Raw genomic sequence first — 21,450 nt, 5'->3', positions numbered from 1 at the left:
GATCATTACTCATTCTTCAGCTCACGCCCGAAGCCAAACAGCAAACAATCAGAACTCGCGCCAATGAAATTGATCTTGCGGAAAAATTAAATCGCAACTACTTCAGAATCAGAAAATTTGGAAAAGTCTTTCTCAACCCCAACTTCAGAACCCAAGGCGTCAAATGATCCGAATAAATGAATCTTCTGGCATTATATGCCGTTCGGCGATTAAGCTGAACAACCATACCCTTACGCGCATCCCGGAACTTGCCTGAGTAACGTCCACTCCGGTGGGCCAACAACGTAACCGATGACGATAGCGGAATGCTAAGCTCAGAATTAGATCTTCCGACACCAATTTCCCGGAAGAAAAACACCGGATCATCACAAGTGATATAGGGATCGGAATTGGTTACCAAGAAGGTCCAATCCATCGCACGAAGAGCCTGCATCATTCTCGGCGTAGCCCCCTCCTTCAACGTGTGGTGCCAATAGTAGTCGGGTGATCCTGCGACAAGTCGATCCAGCGTCCCAGATATCGTGCCTTTTAGTTCAACGGCATCATCGGAGGAAAGCGCTCCTTCAGCCAGCATGGCGTCAATCTCACGAAAATACTCGATCTTGTGCGCCGCCGCGAGCCCAGGTATGTGTGACGCCGTTCTATCACGAGCGGCCGGCACACGCTTCCACATGGTGAGCAGATAGACTGCAAGAGCATGCTTCTCGGAATCGCATATTCCTTTAAATTGCCTTATTTTTTCTATTGCACTCTGCGCTGGACCTTCGATATTTTCAGAAAGATGCCTTTCTAGATCACTGGACCACAAGCCATTAACATTAGCCTCAGACTTTGACTTTCCACGCCTAACCATCTTATTCTTCAAGTCATACACATACAATCTTTCATCAATCGAGAATCCATTTAAATAGTGACGAGGAATGTAATGATCACCCATTAATACCAACCTCAGCTATCAAACAAACATCTGCTCGCAATGAGCAATTACCCCCACACATAGCGAACAAGCTTAGCTCTATTAGCGCCACATCCCCCTCACACGAACAACATGATGGGCTTTCGCAACCACAGCGCCGTGACGCCTTATCTCGCACGTCATTCTATGAAGCCCCTTGTACTTCGTACTGGTCCAGCATTCGGCCTGATTGTATCTATCCCATGTGAGTTGCCCCGCCGCCGATGCCTCGTCGCCAGAGTTCTGAATGTGCCACGCGATCTCATAGGGCTGTGGAACATTCGTTGCCGCCACCGTGAATTTCAATCCAACCCCCTTCGGAAGGGGATACTGCGCGGTACGGTACTGGCCATAGATCTCTCCATGCTCCCCTCCTCGTGCCAATTCGCAACGAATCCGCAGCTGATATATTTGTGGCGCCTCAACATCTTCTCTAACTGAGGCAGCCAGAGCCTCCTCCCTCACCTCACCCCAGTACTGGTGATTGAAAACCCAGTCCCAAGCACCTCTGGCCTTTTCAACCGTGCAATTTGGCTCAAATAGGATATTGAGCTTAGGCACAATCAATTCCAACTGAGCTTTCAATCGTGCAACCTGATTCCTATTTTCTTCACGACCAGTAAGCCAGACTCCAGCTGAAACAGGATTCTCGATCTCCAATGATCGCTGCAATCTCTGGACAATTGAAACTAAAGTATTATAAAGAGATACATCATCGCGAAAGCGATCGAACTGATAGCACTCCGCCGCAAGACTCGAAACCACCATACCTCCAGGCAGGCTCCACGACTCCCTGGACTTGCAGAACCACTTAATAAACCTAACAATCCTCCTGAACTGATTTGGACGAACCCTTATGTCCGGCTGGCCATTCTCATTCTTTGGACTAAGTAGCGACACGGACTGATTGAACCACCTATTGACCGCGTTTGGATCGCGCTCGACCCAATCCGTACTTGCGTGCTCTAAAACAGTTCGCCCAGATAGCTCCGTTCTCCGTCGAAACACCGCAAAATCCACGTGATATCCCTCTTGATACCATAGTGTGACTGCGTTGGTGCGGAGGTCGGGGGCCTCCTTCATATGTTCAGTCCTCTTCCCCAGAGCGTCTCGCACTCTCTGACGCGCGGCAAGAGAGCTGACAGGCAGATCATCTGAGTTAAAAATTACTGCTACATCTATGTCGTATTCATTCAGACCTGCAGGATCTTGATTCAGGGTATGCATCGCGAATCCACCCTGTGTAATTGCCTCCACGAAGTGCGGCTTGGCTCTACCGCTCTCAAGAGCAAGGTCATCCAAGCCCCGATTTAACTTCGCGAGATTTAAGTCTCGCACCTGCTGCAGCCTATTGCGGCGATCGCCACCCAGGCGAACGTGTTCGTCGTAAAATCGCTGAAGAAGCGCCGTTACATCAAACATACCCCCCCCTTCACAAGTGGCGGACTTCGAATCCATCCGAGTTAACAAAGACAGCCCACGCATATGGCGGATCAGACTGCCTATTGTAGTTATAGACCCAGACCTTGTTGTGTATGCTGTGGCTTATCTGGCGCCCAATTGAAACGCCCAGTGAAGAAGGTCCGGCGAACATGAGGCGAACTTCGGCATCTTTCGGCAATAGCGACTGCAGACGATCCAGAGATCTCCGAAACTCAGCAGATATTTCATCGAGCTGAGAATATGAGACGACACAATCAACGCATGGAGTGGGCACCTTTATGTGCACCTGAATACTTTCATCATCAACAAATGATCGAATCGCCCACTCATCAACAAGATAACTAATACTTATACGAATCACCGCACTTGTCGGGCTATCGGCCATTTTCCACTCCGTGGAAACACCTAATGGTGGCGACTTCATGAGCAGCTCCATCCAACTATTACTATTTCTATTCTTCTCAAAAAACCTAACTTTGGCCCCTGTCGAAATGGCGCTACCCAAATGAAGTTGCAGGGGAATGTGCACCAGGCCGCCATAGCACACTACGTGCCCTGAACGTTGTGCAGCTCGAACATCATTGATCATTAGCGCCTGCTGGCGGAGAGCTCCTACGACATCCAAATGTTGACCGAAGAAGGGAGAAAGATCACATATACGTTGGACTACAGTGTCTCGACCGCTATCCGCAACCTCCCGACCAAGCATGGGCGCAGGGGTGGGAAATGATGTATGCGTCACGGCGAAGTAGTTTTGCTGACGCGAAGGAAGCCAGCCATTGGCCGAGCAATAGACGAATACGGCCAGCAGGATGCCAATCGCAAGTAACGTCCACCCTACCCAAGCTGGTACTACCAGATCCAATCCAAGGTGGAAGATTGAGTTGATGGCTCCAATTACGGCGTCCACAGCGCCAGGCGCCAATATTCCAATTCCAGCAACCGCAGCTGGAACTGCGATTTTCATCAGCGTGGAGTCCAGATCACTCAGGTGTCGACTCATCCCCCCCCCCCCCGTTTTTCCTAATCTAAGAAGCAGCAATAAATCGGGTTTACTACCTCCCTTATGGCTGAATTCAGATCACATCCTAAAGGGATAACGGGCAGTCTATCGCTTGAATTTTAGCAATTCCATATCCCACAGAAACAACAAGGGCGCCTCTCGGCGCCCTCGTTCTTTCAACTCATTCCCACTCAATAGTAGCCGGCGGCTTCCCCGAGATGTCATAAACCACCCTCGACACCCCCCGCAACTCATTGATGATCCGATTGCTCACCGTCCCCAGGAACTCATACGGCAGATGCGCCCAATGCGCCGTCATGAAGTCGATCGTCTCCACGGCCCGCAGCGCAATCACCCACTCATAAGCCCGCGCGTCACCCACCACGCCCACCGACTTCACCGGCAGGAACACGGCAAACGCCTGGCTGGTCTTGTCGTACAGGTCGGCCTTGCGCAGCTCATCAATGAAGATGGCATCGGCCTTGGCCAGCAGTTCGGCGTATTCCGGCTTCACTTCACCCAGAATGCGCACGCCCAGGCCCGGGCCCGGGAACGGATGGCGATAGACCATGGTGCGCGGCAGGCCCAGCTCGACGCCCAGGCGGCGCACTTCGTCCTTGAACAGCTCGCGCAGCGGCTCCACCAGGCCCAGCTTCATGTGCTCTGGCAGGCCGCCCACGTTGTGGTGGCTCTTGATCACATGCGCCTTGCCGGTCTTGCTGCCAGCCGACTCGATCACGTCCGGGTAGATGGTGCCCTGCGCCAGCCACTTGGCGTTCTTCAGCTTGTTCGACTCTTCGTCGAAGATCTCAACGAACAGGTTGCCGATGATCTTGCGCTTGGCTTCCGGGTCGCTCACGCCTTCCAGCGCGGCGAAGTAACGGTCGGCGGCGTTCACGCGAACGACCTTCACGCCCATGTGCTCGGCGAACATCGCCATCACCTGGTCGCCTTCCTGCCAGCGCAGCAGGCCGGTATCCACAAACACGCAGGTCAGCTTGTCGCCGATGGCCTTGTGCAGCAGCGCAGCCACCACGGACGAATCGACGCCGCCGGACAGGCCCAGGATCACTTCGTCATCGCCCACCTGTTCGCGCACGCGGGCGATCTGGTCGTCGATGATGTTGGCGGCGGTCCACAGGGTCTGGCAGCCGCACACGTCCACCACGAAGCGGCGCAGCAGCGTCTGGCCCTGCAGGGTGTGGGTCACTTCCGGATGGAACTGCACGCCGTACCAGCGCTTTTCTTCGTTGGCCATGGCGGCCACCGGAATGCGGTCGGTGGTGGCGGTGATGGTGAAGCCCGGCGGCGCAACGGAGACGTGGTCGCCGTGGCTCATCCAGACATTCAGCTTCGGCTCGCCGCCGTGGTCGCTCAGGCCCTTGAACAGCGCATCAGGGTTGATGACATTCACTTCGGCGTGGCCGAACTCGCGCTGGTCAGCGGCTTCGGTGGCACCGCCCAGCTGGGCCGCCAGGGTCTGCATGCCGTAGCAGATGCCGAAGATCGGCAGGCCGCTGTCGAACACTTCCTGCGGTGCAGCCGGGGCGCCCGGCAGCGTGGTCGATTCCGGTCCACCGGACAGGATGATGCCCTTGGCGCCGAAGCCGGCGATCTCGGCCGGGTTGTGGTCCCACGCCCAGATTTCGCAGTAGACGCCCAGTTCGCGGATGCGGCGGGCAATCAGCTGCGTGTACTGCGCGCCGAAATCGAGAATCAGGATCTTGTCGTTATGGATGTTGGTCATGGCGCCCTGGCAATGCAGTAGGGAAAACGAAGTCGGAATTTGCGGCGGCAGATGGAGAAAGAGGAACGGGAATCAGCTTCCTCGTTCCTCTTTGCTCGGCCCGCGTCAGGCGCGGTAGTTCGGCGGCTCTTTGGTGATCGTCACGTCGTGGACGTGGCTCTCACGCTGGCCGGCGCCGCTGATCTTCACGAACTTGGGCTTGCTGCGCATATCGTCGATGGTGGCGCAGCCCACGTAGCCCATGGTGGCGCGCAGGCCGCCCATCAGCTGGTGGATGATGCCGCCCACCGGGCCGCGGTACGGCACGCGGCCCTCGATGCCTTCCGGCACCAGCTTGTCGGCGGTGGCGGCGTCCTGGAAGTAGCGGTCCTTGGACCCCTTCTCCATCGCAGCCAGCGAACCCATGCCGCGGTAGCTCTTGTACGAACGGCCCTGGTACAGCTCGGTCTCGCCCGGCGATTCCTCGGTACCGGCCAGCAGGCCGCCGACCATGATGGTCGAGGCACCGGCGGCCAACGCCTTGCCGATGTCGCCCGAGTAGCGGATGCCACCGTCGGCGATCAGCGGGATGCGGTCCTGCAGCGCTTCGGCCACCAGATCGATGGCGGTGACCTGCGGCACGCCGACGCCGGCGACGACGCGGGTGGTGCAGATCGAGCCCGGGCCGATGCCGACCTTGACCGCGTCCGCGCCGCTGTCCAGCAGCGCCAGTGCGGCTTCGCCGGTGCAGATGTTGCCGCCGATGACCTGAACCTGCGGGAAGTTCTTCTTGACCCAGCTGACACGGTCCAGCACGCCCTGCGAGTGGCCGTGCGCGGTATCAACCACGATCACGTCCACGCCGGCGGCGACCAGCGCTTCCACGCGGCGATCGGTATCGCCACCCACGCCGACGGCGGCGCCGACCAGCAAGCGGGTCGACAGATCCTTGGCGGCGTTCGGGAAGTCGGTGTTCTTCTGGATGTCCTTGACGGTGATCAGGCCACGCAGTTCGAACGAGTCATTGACCACCAGCACCTTCTCGATGCGGTTGCGGTGCAGCAGCTGCAGCACTTCGTCGGACGCGGCGCCTTCCTTGACCGTGATCAGGCGATCCTTCTTGGTCATGATGTGGCGGACCGGATCGTCCAGCTCGGTCTCGAAGCGCATGTCGCGGTGGGTCACGATGCCGGCCAGCAGGCCGTCGCTGCCCACCACCGGCACGCCGGAGATGTTGTGTGCCTGGGTCAGGGCCAGCACGTCACGGATGGTGGTTTCCGGGCCGACGGTGATCGGGTCGCGGATGACACCGGCCTCGAACTTCTTCACCTTGGCCACTTCCGCGGCCTGCTGTTCCAGGCTGAGATTCTTGTGGATGATGCCCATGCCGCCGAGCTGGGCCATGGCGATGGCCAGGCGGGCTTCGGTGACGGTGTCCATGGCTGCGGACAGGATCGGAAGCTTGAGCTTCAGGTCTCGGGTCAACCGCGTTTCAAGGTTGACGTCCTTGGGCAGGATGGTCGAGTGGGCGGGGACGAGCGAGACGTCGTCGTAAGTGAGTGCTTCAGCCTGGATGCGCAGCATCGGCATACCCGAGATGTGGGGAAGCGCGACATTTTACCTTGTTTTCGCGCCGCGTGGCAGGGGGTGGATGCGACGCAGTGTCGCGCGGGCGAAGCCGCGTTCAGCCGGTAGCGCAAGGCCCCAGGCCACCCCACCGGTAGCGCCGGGCCATGCCCGGCGAGCGCAGCGGCACAGCAGACAGCCGCCGGGCATGGCCCGGCGCTACCCTCGAAACAGCATTGCGCATCACCCATCGGTAGCGCCGGGCCATGCCCGGCGCGCACACGTCAGGAGGCTTCCGCCGCTTCCAGGGTGTTCTGCATCAACGTGGCCACGGTCATCGGGCCGACACCGCCCGGCACCGGGGTGATCCAGCTCGCCCGCTGCGCCGCCGCGTCAAAGCCGACGTCGCCCACCAGCCGACCATCGTCCAGGCGGTTGATGCCGACGTCGATCACCACCGCGCCCGGTTTCACCCACTCGCCCGGCACGATGCCCGGGCGGCCCACCGCCACCACCAGGATGTCGGCGTTGCGCACGGCCTGCTCCAGCACGTCCTTGGGGGTGAACTTGTGGCAGCTGGTCACGGTGCAGCCGGCAATCAGCAGTTCCAGGCCCATCGGGCGGCCGACGTGGTTGCTGACACCCACAATCGTGGCGTTGCGGCCGCGCACCGGCTGGTCGGTGTGGCCCAGCAGCGTGGTGATGCCGCGCGGGGTGCACGGGCGCAGGCCGAACTCGCGCAGGGCCAGATGGCCGACGTTTTCCGGATGGAAGCCATCGACATCCTTGCGCGGGTCGATGCGCTGGATCAGCCGGCGTGCATCGGGGATGCCCGGCAGCGGCAGCTGGATCAGGATGCCGTTGATCTTCGGATCGGCATTGAGCTGGTCGATCAGGTCGAGCAGTTCGGCCTCCGTGGTGCCGGCCGGCAGGTCGTAATCGTGTGCTTCGATGCCGACCTTCTCGGCGGCACGGCGCTTGTTGCGCACGTATACGGTCGAGGCCGGGTCGCCGCCCACCAGCACCACGGCCAGCCCCGGACGGCTGCCACCGGCCGCGATGCGGGCATCGACACGCACCTTCAGGCTGTCGAGCAGGTCTTCGGCGATGCGGCGGCCATCGAGAATGCGGGCAGGATGCGGGGCGGCGGAATCGTTCATCGAATGCGGGGGCGGCGGCGGTGGGGAGGCTATTGTCCCCGATTCAGGCCCCCTCGCCCACCGCCAATGCGGCCTCTGCGCTCGCCGGGCATGGCCCGGCGCTACCTTGGAACGCTGACCCCGGGTGACGTTACGGGTCGCATCCCTCATTCTTCCTCTTCGGGCACGTCCTGCGGGTTCAAGGTCTTGCTTGCCCGCTTCGGCGCGGTGAACGGGGTCGGCGTCGGTACGCCCTGGCCGGAGTTGCCAAACACCATCTTGGCGCCGGCGTTCAGGCCGCCGCCGGCGATTTCCAGCTCGAAACGCTCGGCGTCGCGGCGACGGATCTGTTCGGCGATCTCGATCGCGTCGTCCTCGTCAGCGCCCAGCTCGACCAGTGCGGCCTGACCGAACAGCACGGCCGATTCAAAGGTCTCGCGGATCTGGAAATCGACGCCGGCATGGATCAGCCGCAGCGAATGCTCGCGGTCGAACGAGCGCACCATCAGCTTGGCCTGCGGGAATTCGTGCGCGACCAGCTCGACGATGCGGTCGGCGGCGTCGGCCTTGTCCACGCACACCGCGATCGCGCGCGCGGTCGCCGCGCCGGAAGCATGCAGCACGTCCAGGCGGGTGCCATCGCCGTAGTAGATCTTGAAGCCGAACCGCGCCGCGCTCTGGATCATCTCCACATCGTTGTCGATGATGGTCACGTCCACGTCGCGCGCCAGCAGCGACTGGCTGGCCACCTGGCCGAAGCGGCCGAAGCCGATCAGCAGCACGCTGCCGGACAGGCCGTCGGCCTCGTCCACGCCCTCCAGGTTCACCGTCGGCTTCGGTGCCACGCGCTTGTAGACCAGCACCACCAGCGGGGTCAGCGCCATCGACAGCACCACCACGGCGGTGAAGTTGGCATTGATGTCCACGTCGATCACGCCAGCGGCCGCCGCCGCGGAGAACAGCACGAAGGCGAACTCACCGCCCTGCGCCATCAGCACGCCACGGTCCAGCGCCTGCGCGTGGTCACTGCCCATCAGACGCGCAACGACGTAGATGCACAGTGCCTTGGCCGCCATCAGCGCCAGCACCAGGCCGGCGATCAGCTGCCAGTGCGAGGCCACCACGCCCAGGTCCAGCGCCATGCCGACGCTGAGGAAGAACAGGCCGAGCAGGATGCCGCGGAACGGTTCGATATCGGCTTCGATCTGGTGGCGGAAGGTCGACTCGCTCAGCAGCACGCCGGCCAGGAACGCGCCCATCGCCATTGACAGGCCGGACAGCTGCATCAGCAGTGCCGCGCCCAGCACCACCAGCAACGCGGCGGCGGTCATCACCTCGCGTGCCTTCGATTCGGCCAGCAGGCGGAACAGCGGGTTGAGCAGGAAGCGGCCGACCAGCACCAGGCCGACGATGGCACCGACACCGATCGCCACCGACAGCCAGCGCGAGCCCTCGCCATCGGCGCTGCCCGCGCTGGGCGCCATCCACGCCACCAGGGCCAGCAGCGGCACGATCAGCAGGTCTTCGAACAGCAGGATGGAGACGATCTTCTGCCCCGAAGGCAGCGCGATATCACCGCGCTCGGCCAGCAGCTGCATCACCACGGCGGTGGACGTCAGCACGAAGCCGGTGGCACCGATGAAGGCCACCTGCCACGGGAAGCCGAACAACTTGGCGATGCTGGTCAGCACCAGCGCGCAGGTGACGATCTGCAGCGTGCCCAGCCCGAAGATTTCCTTGCGCAGGCTCCACAGGTGCGAGGGCCGCATCTCCAGGCCGATCACGAACAGGAACATCACCACACCGAGTTCGGCGGTATGCAGGATGGCCTGCGGATCGGAGAACCAGCCCAGCCCGAACGGTCCGATCGCCAGGCCGGCGGCGAAGTAGCCCAGTACCGACCCCAGGCCCAGCCGCCGGAACAAGGGCACCATCACCACCGCCGCGCCCAGCAGGGCAACCACCTTGACCAGCTCGCTGGTCGCTGCTTCTACCGCCATGCGGTGCTTTCCCCGGAGCCCAGAATCGCTCACCACGATAGAGCAATGTGGATGACGGCAATAGCACGCATGTTGCGCCGGATTGTCTTGAAGGTGGAACGATGCCGGCAGCCACCCCTTAGATCATTCTGAAACGATCAACGGTAGCGCCGGGCCATGCCCGGCGGATATGCGTGCCGGCCCCCGCTGCGCTCGCCGGGCATGGCCCGGCGCTACCGCGATCACCCGCCCCGGCAGAAGGCGGCGTAATCGATGTATCCCGGGAACGGCACGCCCGGCGCGCAGAACGGGCACTGTGGGTCCGGGCCGATGCCGGTTTCGCGGAAACGCATGCCCAGTGCATCGAAACGCAGCAGACGCCCCACCAGGGGCTCGCCGATGCCCAGCAGCAGTTTCAACACCTCGGTGGCCTGCAGCACGCCGGCCAACCCTGGCAGCACGCCCAGCACGCCGGCCTCGGAACAGTTCGGCGCGAACTCTGGCGGCGGCGGCTCCGGGAACAGGCAGCGGTAGCAGGGCGCGACGCCGCGCTGGCGGCCGGCGTCGAACACGCTCACCTGGCCGTCGAAGCGCTCGATTGCCGCATACACCAGCGGCAGCCGGTGCTTGATGCAGGCATCGTTGAGCAGGTAGCGCAGCGGGAAGTTGTCCGAGCCATCCAGCACCACGTCCACCCCGTCCAGCAGCGCGTCGACGTTGTCGGAGGTGACCCGCTGCGGCACGGCTTCAATGTCGATGGCGGGATTCAGCGCCAGCAGACGCTCGCGTGCGGAGTCGACCTTGAGCTGGCCGACGCTGGCTTCGGTATGCACGATCTGGCGGTGCAGGTTGCTGCGTTCGACCCGGTCGTGGTCGGCGAAGCGCAGGTGCCCGACCCCGGCCGCGGCCAGGTAGAAGCCGGCCGGTGCCCCCAGGCCGCCCGCGCCCAGCACCAGCACACGCGACTGCTGCAGGCGACGCTGGCCCGCCTCACCCACCTGCGGCAGCAGCAGGTGGCGCGAGTAGCGGTCGAAGAAATCGCGGTCGGCAGCGCTGGCCACGGGCTGCACCAGCGGCAGCGCCTGCTCGCGCCAGGCCACGGTGCCCCCGGCGACCGACGCCACGTTCGCGTAGCCGGCGTCGAGCAGGGCCTGCGCGGCGTCGGCCGAACGCTTGCCGGTCTGGCAGATCAGCAGGATTTCCTGTTCCGGGCGTGGCAGGTGCGCGGCCGGGTCGGCCTGCAGTTCCGCCCTGGCCACACCACGGGCGCCTTCGGCCATGCCACCGGCGCGCTCGTGCGCCTCCCGCACGTCGATCAGCACGGCGCCATGGGCCAGGCGGTCATGCGCCTGCGCGGGGGAAAGCTCTCGGATGCTCATGGCGCCATTATCGCGCAGGCCCTGCCCGCCGAGCGTCCCAGGGGTCAGATCCCTGTTCCGGAGGAAAAGGGATCTGACCCCATTCCCCGTCAAAAGAAAAAGGCGGCCCTGCGGCCGCCTTTCCGGTTACTTGCCCTTGACGTGTTTCATCAAGCGCCGCTTGGCCTTGATCTGCCGCTCGGTCAGCACGTTTTTCTTGCCCTCGTACGGGTTGGCACCTTCGCGGAACAGGAACACCACCGGCGTACCGATCAGCTTGAAGCGCTTGCGGAAGAAGTTCTCCAGGTAGCGCTTGTACGACTCCTGCAGCTCCTTCAGGCGCGTGCCATGCACGATGAAGGTGGGCGGGTTGGCCCCGGCCGGGTGCACGTAACGCAGCTTGGAGACGTGGCCGCGGATGGTCGGCGGCGGGTTGGTCTCGTAGGCCACTTCCAGCGCCTTGTTCACTTCGCTGGTGGTGAACGTCTTGTTCGCCGATTCGTGGGCGCGGTGCACCGCACGGAACAGCTCACGCAGGCCCGAGCCATGCTTGGCCGAGATGCGTACCGATTCCGCCCACGGCACGAAGCCCAGCTTCAGCGACAGCATGGTTTCGGCCTGCTCGCGCTGGTACTCGGTCAGGCCATCCCACTTGTTGATGGCGATCACCAGGGCGCGGCCGGCGTCGAGTACGGCCCCCAGCACGGTGGCGTCCTGGTCGGTCACGCCTTCGGTGGCGTCCAGCATGAGCACGGCCACCTGGCACTGCTCGATGGACTGCATGGTCTTGACCACCGAGAACTTCTCGACCACCTCGTCCACCCGCGAGCGGCGACGCAGGCCGGCGGTGTCGATCAGGCGGTATTCGCGGCCATCGCGTTCCAGGTCCACCGCGATCGAATCGCGGGTGGTGCCGGGCACGTCGGAGGCGATCATGCGCTCCTCGCCGAGGATGCGGTTGACCAGGGTCGACTTGCCCACGTTGGGGCGGCCGACAAAGGCGATGCGCACACGGTTCGGATCGTTGTCCAGCTCTTCGCCACTGCCCTCTTCCGGCAGGCGCTGGATCACTTCATCGAGCAGATCGTCCAGGCCCTGACGATGCGCGGCCGAAACCGTCAGCATCTCGCTGAAGCCGTAGCGCGCGAATTCCGAGCGCACGGCCATCTCGTCGGTGCCGTCGATCTTGTTGATGAGCAGCAGGGTCGGACGCGACAGCTTGCGCAGCCACGACAGGATCTCGTCATCCAGCGCCGACGTGCCCTCACGGGCATCGACGACGAACAGGATCAGGTCGGCTTCGGCGGCAGCGGCCCGGGCCTGACGCGTGGTTGCGCCCGCCAGGCCCTCGTCTTCCCCGGCGATACCGCCGGTGTCCACGACGAGGAAATGATTGTCCTCGTCGAGGCGGCAGACGCCGTAGTTGCGATCACGGGTGACGCCGGGCTGGTCATGGACCAGGGCGTCACGGGTGCGGGTCAACGCATTGAAAATGGTCGACTTGCCGACATTCGGCCGTCCAACCAGGGCGACCAAAGGCAGCATCGCGATTACTCCGTATTAATTTGCCAACCGGAAGGCGGTCAGCTTGCCATCCACGTTCTGCACCAGCAGCACCCCGTCGACGACGATCGGCTGGGCCAGCAGAGCTTCACCGCCGCTCTTGGCCCGCGCCGCCATCGCGCCATCGGACGTCTGCAGCCAGTGCACGTATCCCTTGTAGTCGCCGACCACCACGTAGTCGCCGTGCAGTGCCGGGCCGGTCAGCAGGCGCCGGGCGAGCCCGGTCTGCGACCACATCGCCGCGCCACTGGCCTTGTCCAGGCCGAACACGCCACCCTTGTTGTCGGTGACGAACACATTGCCCGACGAGACCGCCACGCCACCGGCACCGCCGTGGTCGCGCGCCCACAGCGGGCGACCGGTCGGGCCTTCGATGGCCATCGTCTGGTTCTTGAAGCTGCTCACGAACAGCGTGTTGCCATCGAGCACCGGCGCACCGTCGATGTCGGCCATGCGCTCCAGCTCAGTGCGCCCTTCAGCGCTGCCCACGTTCTGTTCCCACAGGGTGCGGCCATCCTGCATGGCCAGGGCGGCGATGGCGCCGTCATCCCTGCCGATGAACAGCACGCCCGGACCGGTCACCACCGGCGCATTGCCACGCACGGTCAGCGCCGGCAGTTCGCTCGGGTTGAACCAGCGCTGGGTGCCGTTGCCCACGTCGAAGGCGGTGATGCGGCCGTCGTTGCTGCGCACGAACACCATGCCCTGGGCCACCGCCGGCGCGGCGATCACTTCGCCGGGCACGCGGGCGCGCCACTTCTCGCTGCCGTCATTGATGTCCAGCGCGATGACCTGGCCGTCGAGCGTGCCGATCACGACGAGGTTCTCGCCAACACCCGGGCCACCGGACAGGCGCAGCTTGTCCTTCTTCTTTTCCTTCTTCGGCTCCCAGGTCCAGACCTTCTTGCCGGTCTGCAGGTCGATGGCGTGCACGCCACCGGTGATCGCCGCAGCGAACACGTGACCGTTGGCCACCGCCGGGCCCTGGCGCACGCCGATGCGACGCTCACCCTTGCCCAGATTGACCGACCAGGCCTTGTTGACCTTCAGGGTCGGCTCGAACTTGACCAGTTCGGCCGGCTCCTGCGCCTTCTTCGCTTCCGCGTCCTTGCCGGCGAACCAGCCCTTCATGGTGCTGCAGCCGGACAGCGCCACGCCGAGCAGCAGCACGGTGGCGACGCGGGTGATCATGACCTTCTGACTCATCAAACCGACTCCGCAGGGGCGGCGACGGTGCCGCCGGCGTCCATAACCTTGGTTTCCAGCAGGCGCCGCTGCGGCGCCGCCACGTCCAGCGTCTTCAACGCCTTCTCGTACTGTTCGCGGGCGGCATCGCGCTTGCCCTGGGCCATCAGCGCATCGCCGTGGATCTCCAGGCTGCCGCTGTCGGTGGCGCTGCCCAGCAGGGAGATCGCCTCGTCGGCCTTGCCGGTGGCGACCAGCAGGCGGGCCACGCGCTGGTCGACCACGCGCTGCAGGTCTCCTTCGACCTTCACGCTGCGCAGCGTCGCCAGGGCTTCTTCATTCTTGCCGGCGTCGACCTGGGCCTTGGCCAGTTGCAGCGCCGCGAGGTCGCCGTAGATGCTGGAGGGACCGGCTTCGAGCGCCTTCACCGCCTTGGCGGCGTCGTCGAGCTTGTTCTGCTGCAGACCCACCAGTGCCTTCTGGTATTCGACATTGGCCGAGGCCAGCTTGCCGCCCTGCTGCGTCTGCCACCACTGCCAGCCGGCGATGGCGCCGATGGCGATGGCCACGCCACCGATGATGCTGGCGCCATTCTTCCGCAGCCAGCTGCGGACGCGTTCACTTTGTTCGTGCTCGTCGAGCAGATCGTCGATCGCCATGCGTACTCTCGCCCCGCCCATCGGGAGGGACCATTGGGATTATCGAAGGTGGTGAAACCGCGCCTCAGTGCGAAACCGGGACCACGGAGCCTTCAGAGGATACCTGAAAGCGTGCCACGTTGGCTCGCTGGTAGGGCGCCAGATCGACGATAGCGCCGTTCTGCTGAACCTGGACCGCCGAGGCGTTGCCCAGAGTGACCCGGGTCACCTGGCCCGGGGTGAAGCTTCGGCTCTCGCCCGACCGGATCAGCGCCTTCTCGACGGTGCTGCCATCGGGGCCGCCGATGTCGACCCAGCTGTCTCCGTTGAACTGCATCTCCAGCGTGGTGCCGGCACCCGCCGCAGTGGCGGCCGGACGCGGTACCGGCGCCAGCGAGGCGACGTACGGGGTCGCGGCCGGCTTGGCGGTGGACGCCACCGAGGTCTCCGTCGATGCCACCGGCTCGGCGCCGTCGGCGGCGGGGGTGACCGGCACGGTCGCCGGGATCACGTCCAGCGAGGCGGTGTTCGGCGACGGCGTGCCGCCATCGAAATGGCCGCGCGTGGCGAACCACACCGGCACGGCCAGCACCGCGGTGATGCCGACATACAGCACGCGCCGGCCGAGGTTCTCGGCGATCCGGCGCGCACGCGGGGTATGGGTATGGCTGACCAGGGTCGGCGGGACCACCGGGCCCACCTGGGCCTGCTCCAGCAGTTCGCTCACATCCACATTCAGCAGGCGCGCATAGCTGCGCAGCTGGCCGCGGACGAACACCGGCGCACCAAGCTTCTGCCACTGTTCTTCTTCCAGCGACCTGACCACCTGGACCGGCATGCGCAGCCGCTGTCCGACGTCGTCAAGGGTCAGTCCGGCCGCCTCGCGGGCCTGGCGAAGGCGGGTGCCACAGCCGGCCGCAGTCTCGAGAGCGCTCACAGTCTGGTCATCAATCACAATGCATCAACCCTGGAGTTAGGAGCCCGCATCCTGCGGAAATTCCTGTCGAATCCGCTGCAGATAGCGATCGGATGCTGCGTGATCGCCCAGCCGCGCCTCGATTTGAGACGCAAGTTGTAACACGGAACGTGTTGCGGGTGCAGCCGAAATCCTGCGCTCGGCGAAGGCCCGGGCCTCCATGTAGCGGCCCTGGCGGAAGCTCAGCTGGGCCATCGCCTCCAGGGCGACCGGGTTGGCCGGAGCCACCGCGAGTGCGGCACGCAGGTCGCGCTCGGCCCGTTCGGGCTGCCCCGCGTCGAGCGCACAGCCCCCCGCGTTGGCCTGCGCCTCGGCGGCCGTGGCATAGCCCGGCGCCTGCAGCGCACGATCGAACCACACCAGCGACTCGGCGGCCTGCCCCTGCTGGCACAGCCAGGCGCCATAGTTGTTGAGTACGTCACCGCGCTGCGGGGCCAGCTCTGCGGCCCTGCGGAAGCCCTCGCCCGCCTGCCGGGTGCGGCCGCGGCGGTCATCGATGCCGGCCAGCAGGACCAGTGCGTCAGGCTCGTCGGGCTGCAGCTTCAGCACCTGGCGGGCCTTGCTCTCGGCACCGTCCAGATTGCCCAGCTGCATGTCGCGCGAGGCCAGCACCAGCAGGTCGTTCACGCGCACCTGGCGACGCACGCCGTCCGGGTCACGCACCGAATAGACCGGCGCTTCGCTGGGACCGAGCCGGCCCTTGGGCGTGGAGGAGCAGGCACCGACCGCCATGGCCAGCACGCCCGCAAGCAGCGCCAGCCGGAAGCGGTCAGGCGGCCGCATCGCTCCCCTTCCCCGCCTGCAGCGTCTTGTTGAACTCCGCCTGGCGGCGGGTGCGGTCCATCACCTGGCCCTTGAGCTGGCCACAGGCGGCGTCGATGTCGTCGCCGCGCGTGCGGCGGACCATCGTCAGCACGTTGCTGTCGAGCAGGATCTTCTGGAACGCGCGGATGTCGGCTTCCTCGGAACGCTCGTAACGGGTGCCCGGGAACGGATTGAACGGGATCAGGTTGACCTTGCCCGAGTCTTTGGCCTGCACCGCGTTGTCGAACTGGCGCATCAGCCGGGCCAGCTGCCGGGCATGCTCGGGCTGATCGTTGATGCCCTTCATCAGGGTGTATTCGAAGGTCACCGACTCGCGACGCTTGTTGGCGCGCAGGTAGCGCGCGCACGAGGCCATCAGCTCGGCGATCGGGTACTTCTTGTTCAGCGGCACCAGCGTCTCGCGCAGCTCGTCGTTCGGTGCGTGCAGCGACACCGCCAGGGAGACATCACTCTCGCTGGACAGGCGGTCGATCTGCGGCACCAGGCCGGACGTGGACAGCGTCACGCGCTTGTTCGCCAGGCCATAGCCCAGATCGTCGCGCATCACGCTCATGGCACGCACGACGTTGTCGAAATTCATCAGCGGCTCGCCCATGCCCATCATCACCACGTTGGTGAGACGGCGCATCTGGTGCGGCACGTTGCCCAGGTGGCGCGCAGCCACCCACACCTGGCCGATGATCTCGGCGGTGGTCAGGTTGCGGTTGAAGCCCTGGGTGGCAGTGGAGCAGAACGTGCAGTTCAGCCCGCAGCCAACCTGCGAGGACACGCACAGCGTGCCGCGGGTCTTGTCCGGGATGTACACGGTCTCGATGGCGTTCTTGCCATCCACGCCCATCGCCAGCAGCCACTTGTGGGTGCCGTCGGCGGAGGGCTTGTCGAACACGATGTTGGGAACGACGACCTCGGCATGATCCTGCAGCTTGGCGCGCAGGACCTTGCCGAGATCGGTCATCTCATCGAAGTCGGTGACGTAGCGGTGGTGGATCCACTTCATCACCTGGTGGGCACGGAACTTCTTCTCGCCGAGAACCTCGACGAAAAACGTCTCCAGGCCCGCGCGATCGAGGTCGAGCAGGTTCTGCTTGCCGGCCGTGGGTGCCGACTTCGGCAGCGGCTGGATGGCGGGTGTCTGTACGACCTCGTTCACGGCATCACTCTCAGCGCGAGACGACTTCGGTCGCGGCGAAGAAGTAGGCGATTTCGATCGCGGCATTCTCGACCGAGTCCGAGCCGTGGGCGGCATTGGCATCGATGGATTCAGCGAAGTCGGCACGGATGGTGCCCGGCGCGGCTTCCTTCGGATTGGTGGCGCCCAGCAGGTCGCGGTGGGCCAGCACGGCGTTCTCGCCTTCCAGGGCCTGGATCATCACCGGGCCGGAGATCATGAACTCGACCAGGGCGTTGAAGAACGGACGCTCGCGGTGCACGGCGTAGAAGCCTTCGGCTTCACGGCGCGACAGCTGCTTGTACTTGGCGGCGACGACCTTCAGGCCGGCCTTTTCAAAGCGGGCGTAGATTTCGCCGATGACGTTCTTGGCAACGGCGTCCGGCTTGATGATCGAAAGGGTGCGCTCCAGCGCCATGGGATGTCTCCAATGGAATCGGGCCGCTGATGGCCCGAAGGGTACATGAAAAAAACCCGCGTCGGAACGCGGGCTTAGCCTGATAAACGTAGGCGAATTGTAAGAGATCCCACTAAGTAGTGCCAGCCCATGGCTGGCCGGCCTCATGCCGGCCGGGGTCAGGCCCCGGCAGGGGCCCTGACCCCATCCCCCAGCCCGACAGGGATCGGAGCCCCTTCGGGGATCCGACCCCGCACCCGGGGGTGAATGCCCTCTGACTGGCCCGGCAGTTTTGCTGCACTGCAAAATGCCATACGCTACCGTCTGGTTCTAGTATCAAACAATCGTTTGATTAAGGTCCGCCTGCCGATGGCCAAGCCCGCCCACTTCTCGACCAAGGACCGGATCCTCGGTGCCGCGGAGGAGCTGTTCGCCCTGCACGGCTTTGCCGGCACGTCGCTGCGCCAGGTCACCAGCCAGGCCGACGTCAACATCGCCGCCGTCAACTACCACTTCGGTTCCAAGGAAAACCTGGTCAACGAGGTGTTCCGCCGTCGCATGGACGAGATGACCGGCGCCCGCATGGCCCAGCTCGAACGCGCCCGCAGCGAACACCCCGGTGAACTGCGCCCGGTGCTGGCCGCCTTCGTGGAGCCGGCGCTGGCGCTGGCCCAGGACCGCCAGAGCGGCGGCGCCTTCGTCCGCGTGATCGCCCGCGCCTACGCCGAGAAAAACGACAACCTGCGCAAGTTCCTGTCCGACCATTACGGCCACGTGCTGCGTGCGTTCGGCAAGGCCATCGCCGAGTGCGTGCCCGACCTGAGCAAGGAAGAGCTGTACTGGCGGCTGGATTTCCTGGCCGGCTCGCTCACCTACGCCATGGCCGATTTCGGGCTGATCAAGCGTCCCGCCGGTGTCACCGAAGCGGCGCATCGTGCCCAGGCAGCCCACGAGCTCATCCATTTCGCCGAAGCCGGGTTCCGCGCCGCCGCACGCAGCGGCAGCGCCCTGCCCGCCTCCGCCTGATTCCACCCAGTAACTGCTGACCAACAAAGGCCCTTACACCATGTCCAATTCCCTGCTAGTCCGCCGCGCCGCCGTGCTGGGTGCCGGCGTCATGGGTGCCCAGATCGCCGCCCACCTCACCAACGCCGGCGTCGACACCGTGCTGTTCGACCTGCCCGCCAAGGAAGGTCCGGCCGATGGCATCGTGCTGAAGGCGATCGCCAACCTGGGCAAGCTCAGCCCGGCGCCGCTGGCCAGCAAGTCGCTGGCCGAAGCGATCACCCCGGCCAACTACGAGTCGGGGCTGGAGCAGCTGAAGGACTGCGACCTGATCATCGAGGCCATTGCCGAGCGCATGGACTGGAAGCAGGACCTCTACAAGAAGATCGCTCCGTTCGTGGCCGATCACGCCGTGCTGGCGTCCAACACCTCCGGCCTGGGCATCAACAAGCTGGCCGACGTGCTGCCGGAACAGCTGCGCCACCGCTTCTGCGGCGTGCACTTCTTCAATCCGCCGCGCTACATGCACCTGGCCGAGCTGATCCCGGCCTCGACCACCGATGCCGCCGTGCTGGAAGGCCTGGAAGAGTTCCTGGTCACCACCCTGGGCAAGGGCGTGGTCTACGCCAAGGACACCCCGAACTTCATCGGCAACCGCATCGGCGTGTTCTCGATCCTGTCGACCATCCACCACACCCAGCAGTTCGGCCTGGGCTTCGATGAAGTCGATGGCCTGACCGGGCCGCTGGTCGGGCGCCCGAAGTCGGCGACCTACCGCACCTCCGACGTAGTCGGCCTGGACACCATGGCGCACGTGATCAAGACCATGGGCGACACCCTGCCGAACGACCCGTGGCATGAATTCTTCAAGTCGCCCAAGTGGCTGGATGCGCTGATCTCCAAGGGCGCGCTGGGCCAGAAGACCGGTGCCGGCATCTTCCGCAAGGTCGGCAAGGACATCGTCGTGCTCGATCTGGAAAAGCAGGACTACCGTCCGGCCGACCGCAGCGCCGCACCGGAGGTGGTCGAGATCCTGAAGATCAGGAACCCGGCCGAGAAGTTCGCCAAGCTGCGCGAGAGCCAGCATCCGCAGGCACAGTTCCTGTGGGCGACCTTCCGCGATCTGTTCCACTACAGCGCCTACCACCTGGCCGACATCGCCGAGACCGCGCGCGACGTCGATCTCGCGATCCGCTGGGGCTACGGCTGGTCGCTGGGCCCGTTCGAGACCTGGCAGGCCGCGGGCTGGAAGCAGGTGGCGCAGTGGATCGCCGATGACATCGTCGCCGGCAAGAGCATGAGCAACGCCCCGCTGCCGGACTGGGTCTTCGATGGCCGCGACGGCGTGCACGCCGCCGAGGGCAGCTACAGCCCGTCGCGCAACGCCAAGCTGCCGCGCTCGTCGCTGCCGGTGTACCAGCGCCAGCGCTTCCCGGATCCGCTGCTGGGCGAAACGTTCGCGCCGGGCGAGACCGTGTTCGAGAACGATGGCCTGCGCATGTGGCACGACGGCGACGGTATCGCCGTGGTCAGCTTCAAGACCAAGATGAACACCGTCTCCGACCAGGTGCTCGATGGCCTGCAGGAATGCGTCTCGCGCGCCGAGAAGGACTTCCAGGGCCTGGTGATCTGGCAGCAGAAGGAACCGTTCTCCGCCGGTGCCGATCTGGCCGGCGCCCTGGGCCTGCTGCAGGCCGGCAAGGTCGACCAGTTCGAGCAGATGGTCGCCAACTTCCAGCGCACCAGCCAGCGCATCAAGTACTCGCTGGTGCCGGTGGTGGCTGCCGTGCGCGGCCTGGCCCTGGGCGGTGGCTGCGAGTTCCAGATGCACAGCGCCAAGACCGTGGCCTTCCTGGAAAGCTATATCGGCCTGGTCGAAGCCGGCGTCGGCCTGCTGCCGGCCGGTGGCGGCTTGAAGGAACTGGCCGTGCGCGCCTCGCAGGCGGCCGGCCCGGGCGGCGACGTGTTTGCCGAACTGAAGAAGACCTTCGAGACCGTGGCCATGGCCAAGGTGTCCAACTCGGCGGTCAATGCCAAGGAGCTGGGTCTGCTGCGCAGCACCGACAAGGTGGTGTTCAACAGCTACGAGGCGCTGTACATCGCCAAGGCCGAAGCCCGCGCGTTGGCCGAAGCCGGCTACCGTCCGCCGCTGCCGGCACGCCGCATCCAGGTGGCCGGCGACGTCGGCATCGCCACCTTCAAGATGATGCTGGTCAACATGCTGGAAGGTCGCTTCATCAGCCCGTACGACTACGAGATTGCCGAGCGCATCGCCACCGTGCTGTGCGGCGGCAAGGTCGATCGCGGCACCCTGGTCGATGAAGAGTGGCTGCTGACCCTGGAGCGCAAGCACTTCGTCGAACTGGCCCAGCAGGAAAAGACCCAGGCCCGCATCGCGCACATGCTCAAGACCGGCAAGCCGCTGCGCAACTGATTGATGGCGGATGCCGGCCCCGGGCCGGCATCACCTGCTGTGGCAGTCGAGCATGGCTCGACTCTACAAAACCTATTCGAGAGATCACTG

The 21,450-nt window shown here is 64.2% G+C and carries 17 protein-coding genes; 2 read left to right on the top strand and 15 right to left on the bottom strand.

Annotation, left to right across the window (positions count from 1 at the left end):
• Positions 1 to 97: 97 nt before the first annotated feature.
• The 15 genes from ACZLIF_RS08990 to ndk form a co-directional block, all read right to left on the bottom strand.
• Positions 98 to 937 carry a DUF4238 domain-containing protein gene (locus ACZLIF_RS08990; protein ID WP_128990524.1) on the bottom strand — a complete coding sequence of 280 codons (840 nt, stop codon included), beginning with the start codon at positions 935 to 937 and terminating at the stop codon, positions 98 to 100.
• Between the two features lie 81 nt (positions 938 to 1,018).
• The gene (locus ACZLIF_RS08985) at positions 1,019 to 2,257 is read right to left on the bottom strand and encodes a nucleotide-binding domain-containing protein (protein WP_478462528.1); all 1,239 of its coding nucleotides are present in this window, start codon (positions 2,255 to 2,257) and stop codon (positions 1,019 to 1,021) included.
• A 130-nt stretch (positions 2,258 to 2,387) separates the two neighbouring features.
• Positions 2,388 to 3,365, bottom strand: a complete 978-nt coding sequence (locus tag ACZLIF_RS08980; RefSeq protein ID WP_164972408.1) for an SAVED domain-containing protein — start codon at positions 3,363 to 3,365, stop codon at positions 2,388 to 2,390.
• Positions 3,366 to 3,582: 217 nt separating this feature from the next.
• Positions 3,583 to 5,148 (bottom strand): glutamine-hydrolyzing GMP synthase, encoded by a 1,566-nt coding sequence (gene guaA / locus ACZLIF_RS08975; RefSeq protein ID WP_128990520.1) that lies wholly within the window; start codon positions 5,146 to 5,148, stop codon positions 3,583 to 3,585.
• A gap of 105 nt (positions 5,149 to 5,253) precedes the next feature.
• Positions 5,254 to 6,711, bottom strand: coding sequence for an IMP dehydrogenase (guaB, locus tag ACZLIF_RS08970; RefSeq protein WP_279942087.1), 1,458 nt, complete (start codon positions 6,709 to 6,711; stop codon positions 5,254 to 5,256).
• A gap of 266 nt (positions 6,712 to 6,977) precedes the next feature.
• Positions 6,978 to 7,853: a bifunctional methylenetetrahydrofolate dehydrogenase/methenyltetrahydrofolate cyclohydrolase FolD gene (gene folD / locus ACZLIF_RS08965; RefSeq protein ID WP_053517606.1), complete on the bottom strand. Its 876-nt coding sequence runs from the start codon at positions 7,851 to 7,853 to the stop codon at positions 6,978 to 6,980.
• A 146-nt stretch (positions 7,854 to 7,999) separates the two neighbouring features.
• The gene (locus tag ACZLIF_RS08960) at positions 8,000 to 9,832 is read right to left on the bottom strand and encodes a monovalent cation:proton antiporter-2 (CPA2) family protein (protein WP_111186653.1); all 1,833 of its coding nucleotides are present in this window, start codon (positions 9,830 to 9,832) and stop codon (positions 8,000 to 8,002) included.
• Positions 9,833 to 10,053: 221 nt separating this feature from the next.
• A complete protein-coding gene (gene moeB, locus ACZLIF_RS08955) occupies positions 10,054 to 11,190 on the bottom strand; it encodes a molybdopterin-synthase adenylyltransferase MoeB (protein ID WP_128989549.1) in 1,137 nt (378 codons plus the stop codon).
• A gap of 126 nt (positions 11,191 to 11,316) precedes the next feature.
• Positions 11,317 to 12,714, bottom strand: a complete 1,398-nt coding sequence (gene der / locus ACZLIF_RS08950) for a ribosome biogenesis GTPase Der (protein ID WP_053520183.1) — start codon at positions 12,712 to 12,714, stop codon at positions 11,317 to 11,319.
• A gap of 15 nt (positions 12,715 to 12,729) precedes the next feature.
• Positions 12,730 to 13,938, bottom strand: a complete 1,209-nt coding sequence (gene bamB / locus ACZLIF_RS08945; protein WP_053520184.1) for an outer membrane protein assembly factor BamB — start codon at positions 13,936 to 13,938, stop codon at positions 12,730 to 12,732.
• Positions 13,938 to 14,576, bottom strand: coding sequence for a YfgM family protein (locus tag ACZLIF_RS08940; RefSeq protein WP_053520185.1), 639 nt, complete (start codon positions 14,574 to 14,576; stop codon positions 13,938 to 13,940). Before ACZLIF_RS08940 ends, bamB begins: the two co-directional genes overlap by 1 nt.
• A 64-nt stretch (positions 14,577 to 14,640) precedes the next feature.
• Positions 14,641 to 15,510: a RodZ domain-containing protein gene (locus ACZLIF_RS08935; protein WP_065175051.1), complete on the bottom strand. Its 870-nt coding sequence runs from the start codon at positions 15,508 to 15,510 to the stop codon at positions 14,641 to 14,643.
• An 18-nt stretch (positions 15,511 to 15,528) separates the two neighbouring features.
• Positions 15,529 to 16,314, bottom strand: a complete 786-nt coding sequence (pilW, locus tag ACZLIF_RS08930) for a type IV pilus biogenesis/stability protein PilW (protein WP_128989547.1) — start codon at positions 16,312 to 16,314, stop codon at positions 15,529 to 15,531.
• The gene (gene rlmN, locus ACZLIF_RS08925; protein ID WP_053520188.1) at positions 16,301 to 17,506 is read right to left on the bottom strand and encodes a dual-specificity RNA methyltransferase RlmN; all 1,206 of its coding nucleotides are present in this window, start codon (positions 17,504 to 17,506) and stop codon (positions 16,301 to 16,303) included. The genes pilW and rlmN overlap by 14 nt, the downstream gene beginning before the upstream one ends.
• Before the next feature lie 10 nt (positions 17,507 to 17,516).
• Entirely contained in the window at positions 17,517 to 17,942 is a 426-nt protein-coding gene (ndk, locus tag ACZLIF_RS08920) for a nucleoside-diphosphate kinase (RefSeq protein ID WP_005409295.1), read from the bottom strand.
• A gap of 348 nt (positions 17,943 to 18,290) precedes the next feature.
• On the opposite strand from ndk, the gene ACZLIF_RS08915 reads away from it, so the two are divergent.
• A complete protein-coding gene (locus ACZLIF_RS08915; RefSeq protein WP_065175050.1) occupies positions 18,291 to 18,947 on the top strand; it encodes a TetR/AcrR family transcriptional regulator in 657 nt (218 codons plus the stop codon).
• 40 nt (positions 18,948 to 18,987) lie between these two features.
• Positions 18,988 to 21,360 (top strand): 3-hydroxyacyl-CoA dehydrogenase/enoyl-CoA hydratase family protein, encoded by a 2,373-nt coding sequence (locus ACZLIF_RS08910; protein WP_128989545.1) that lies wholly within the window; start codon positions 18,988 to 18,990, stop codon positions 21,358 to 21,360.
• The last annotated feature ends 90 nt before the right edge of the window (positions 21,361 to 21,450 follow it).

It is taken from the genome of Stenotrophomonas sp. 2201_Sma, assembly GCF_056486685.1.
The sequence above is the reverse complement of the archived record's forward strand: the minus strand, read 5'-3'. Positions and strand labels throughout refer to the sequence as shown.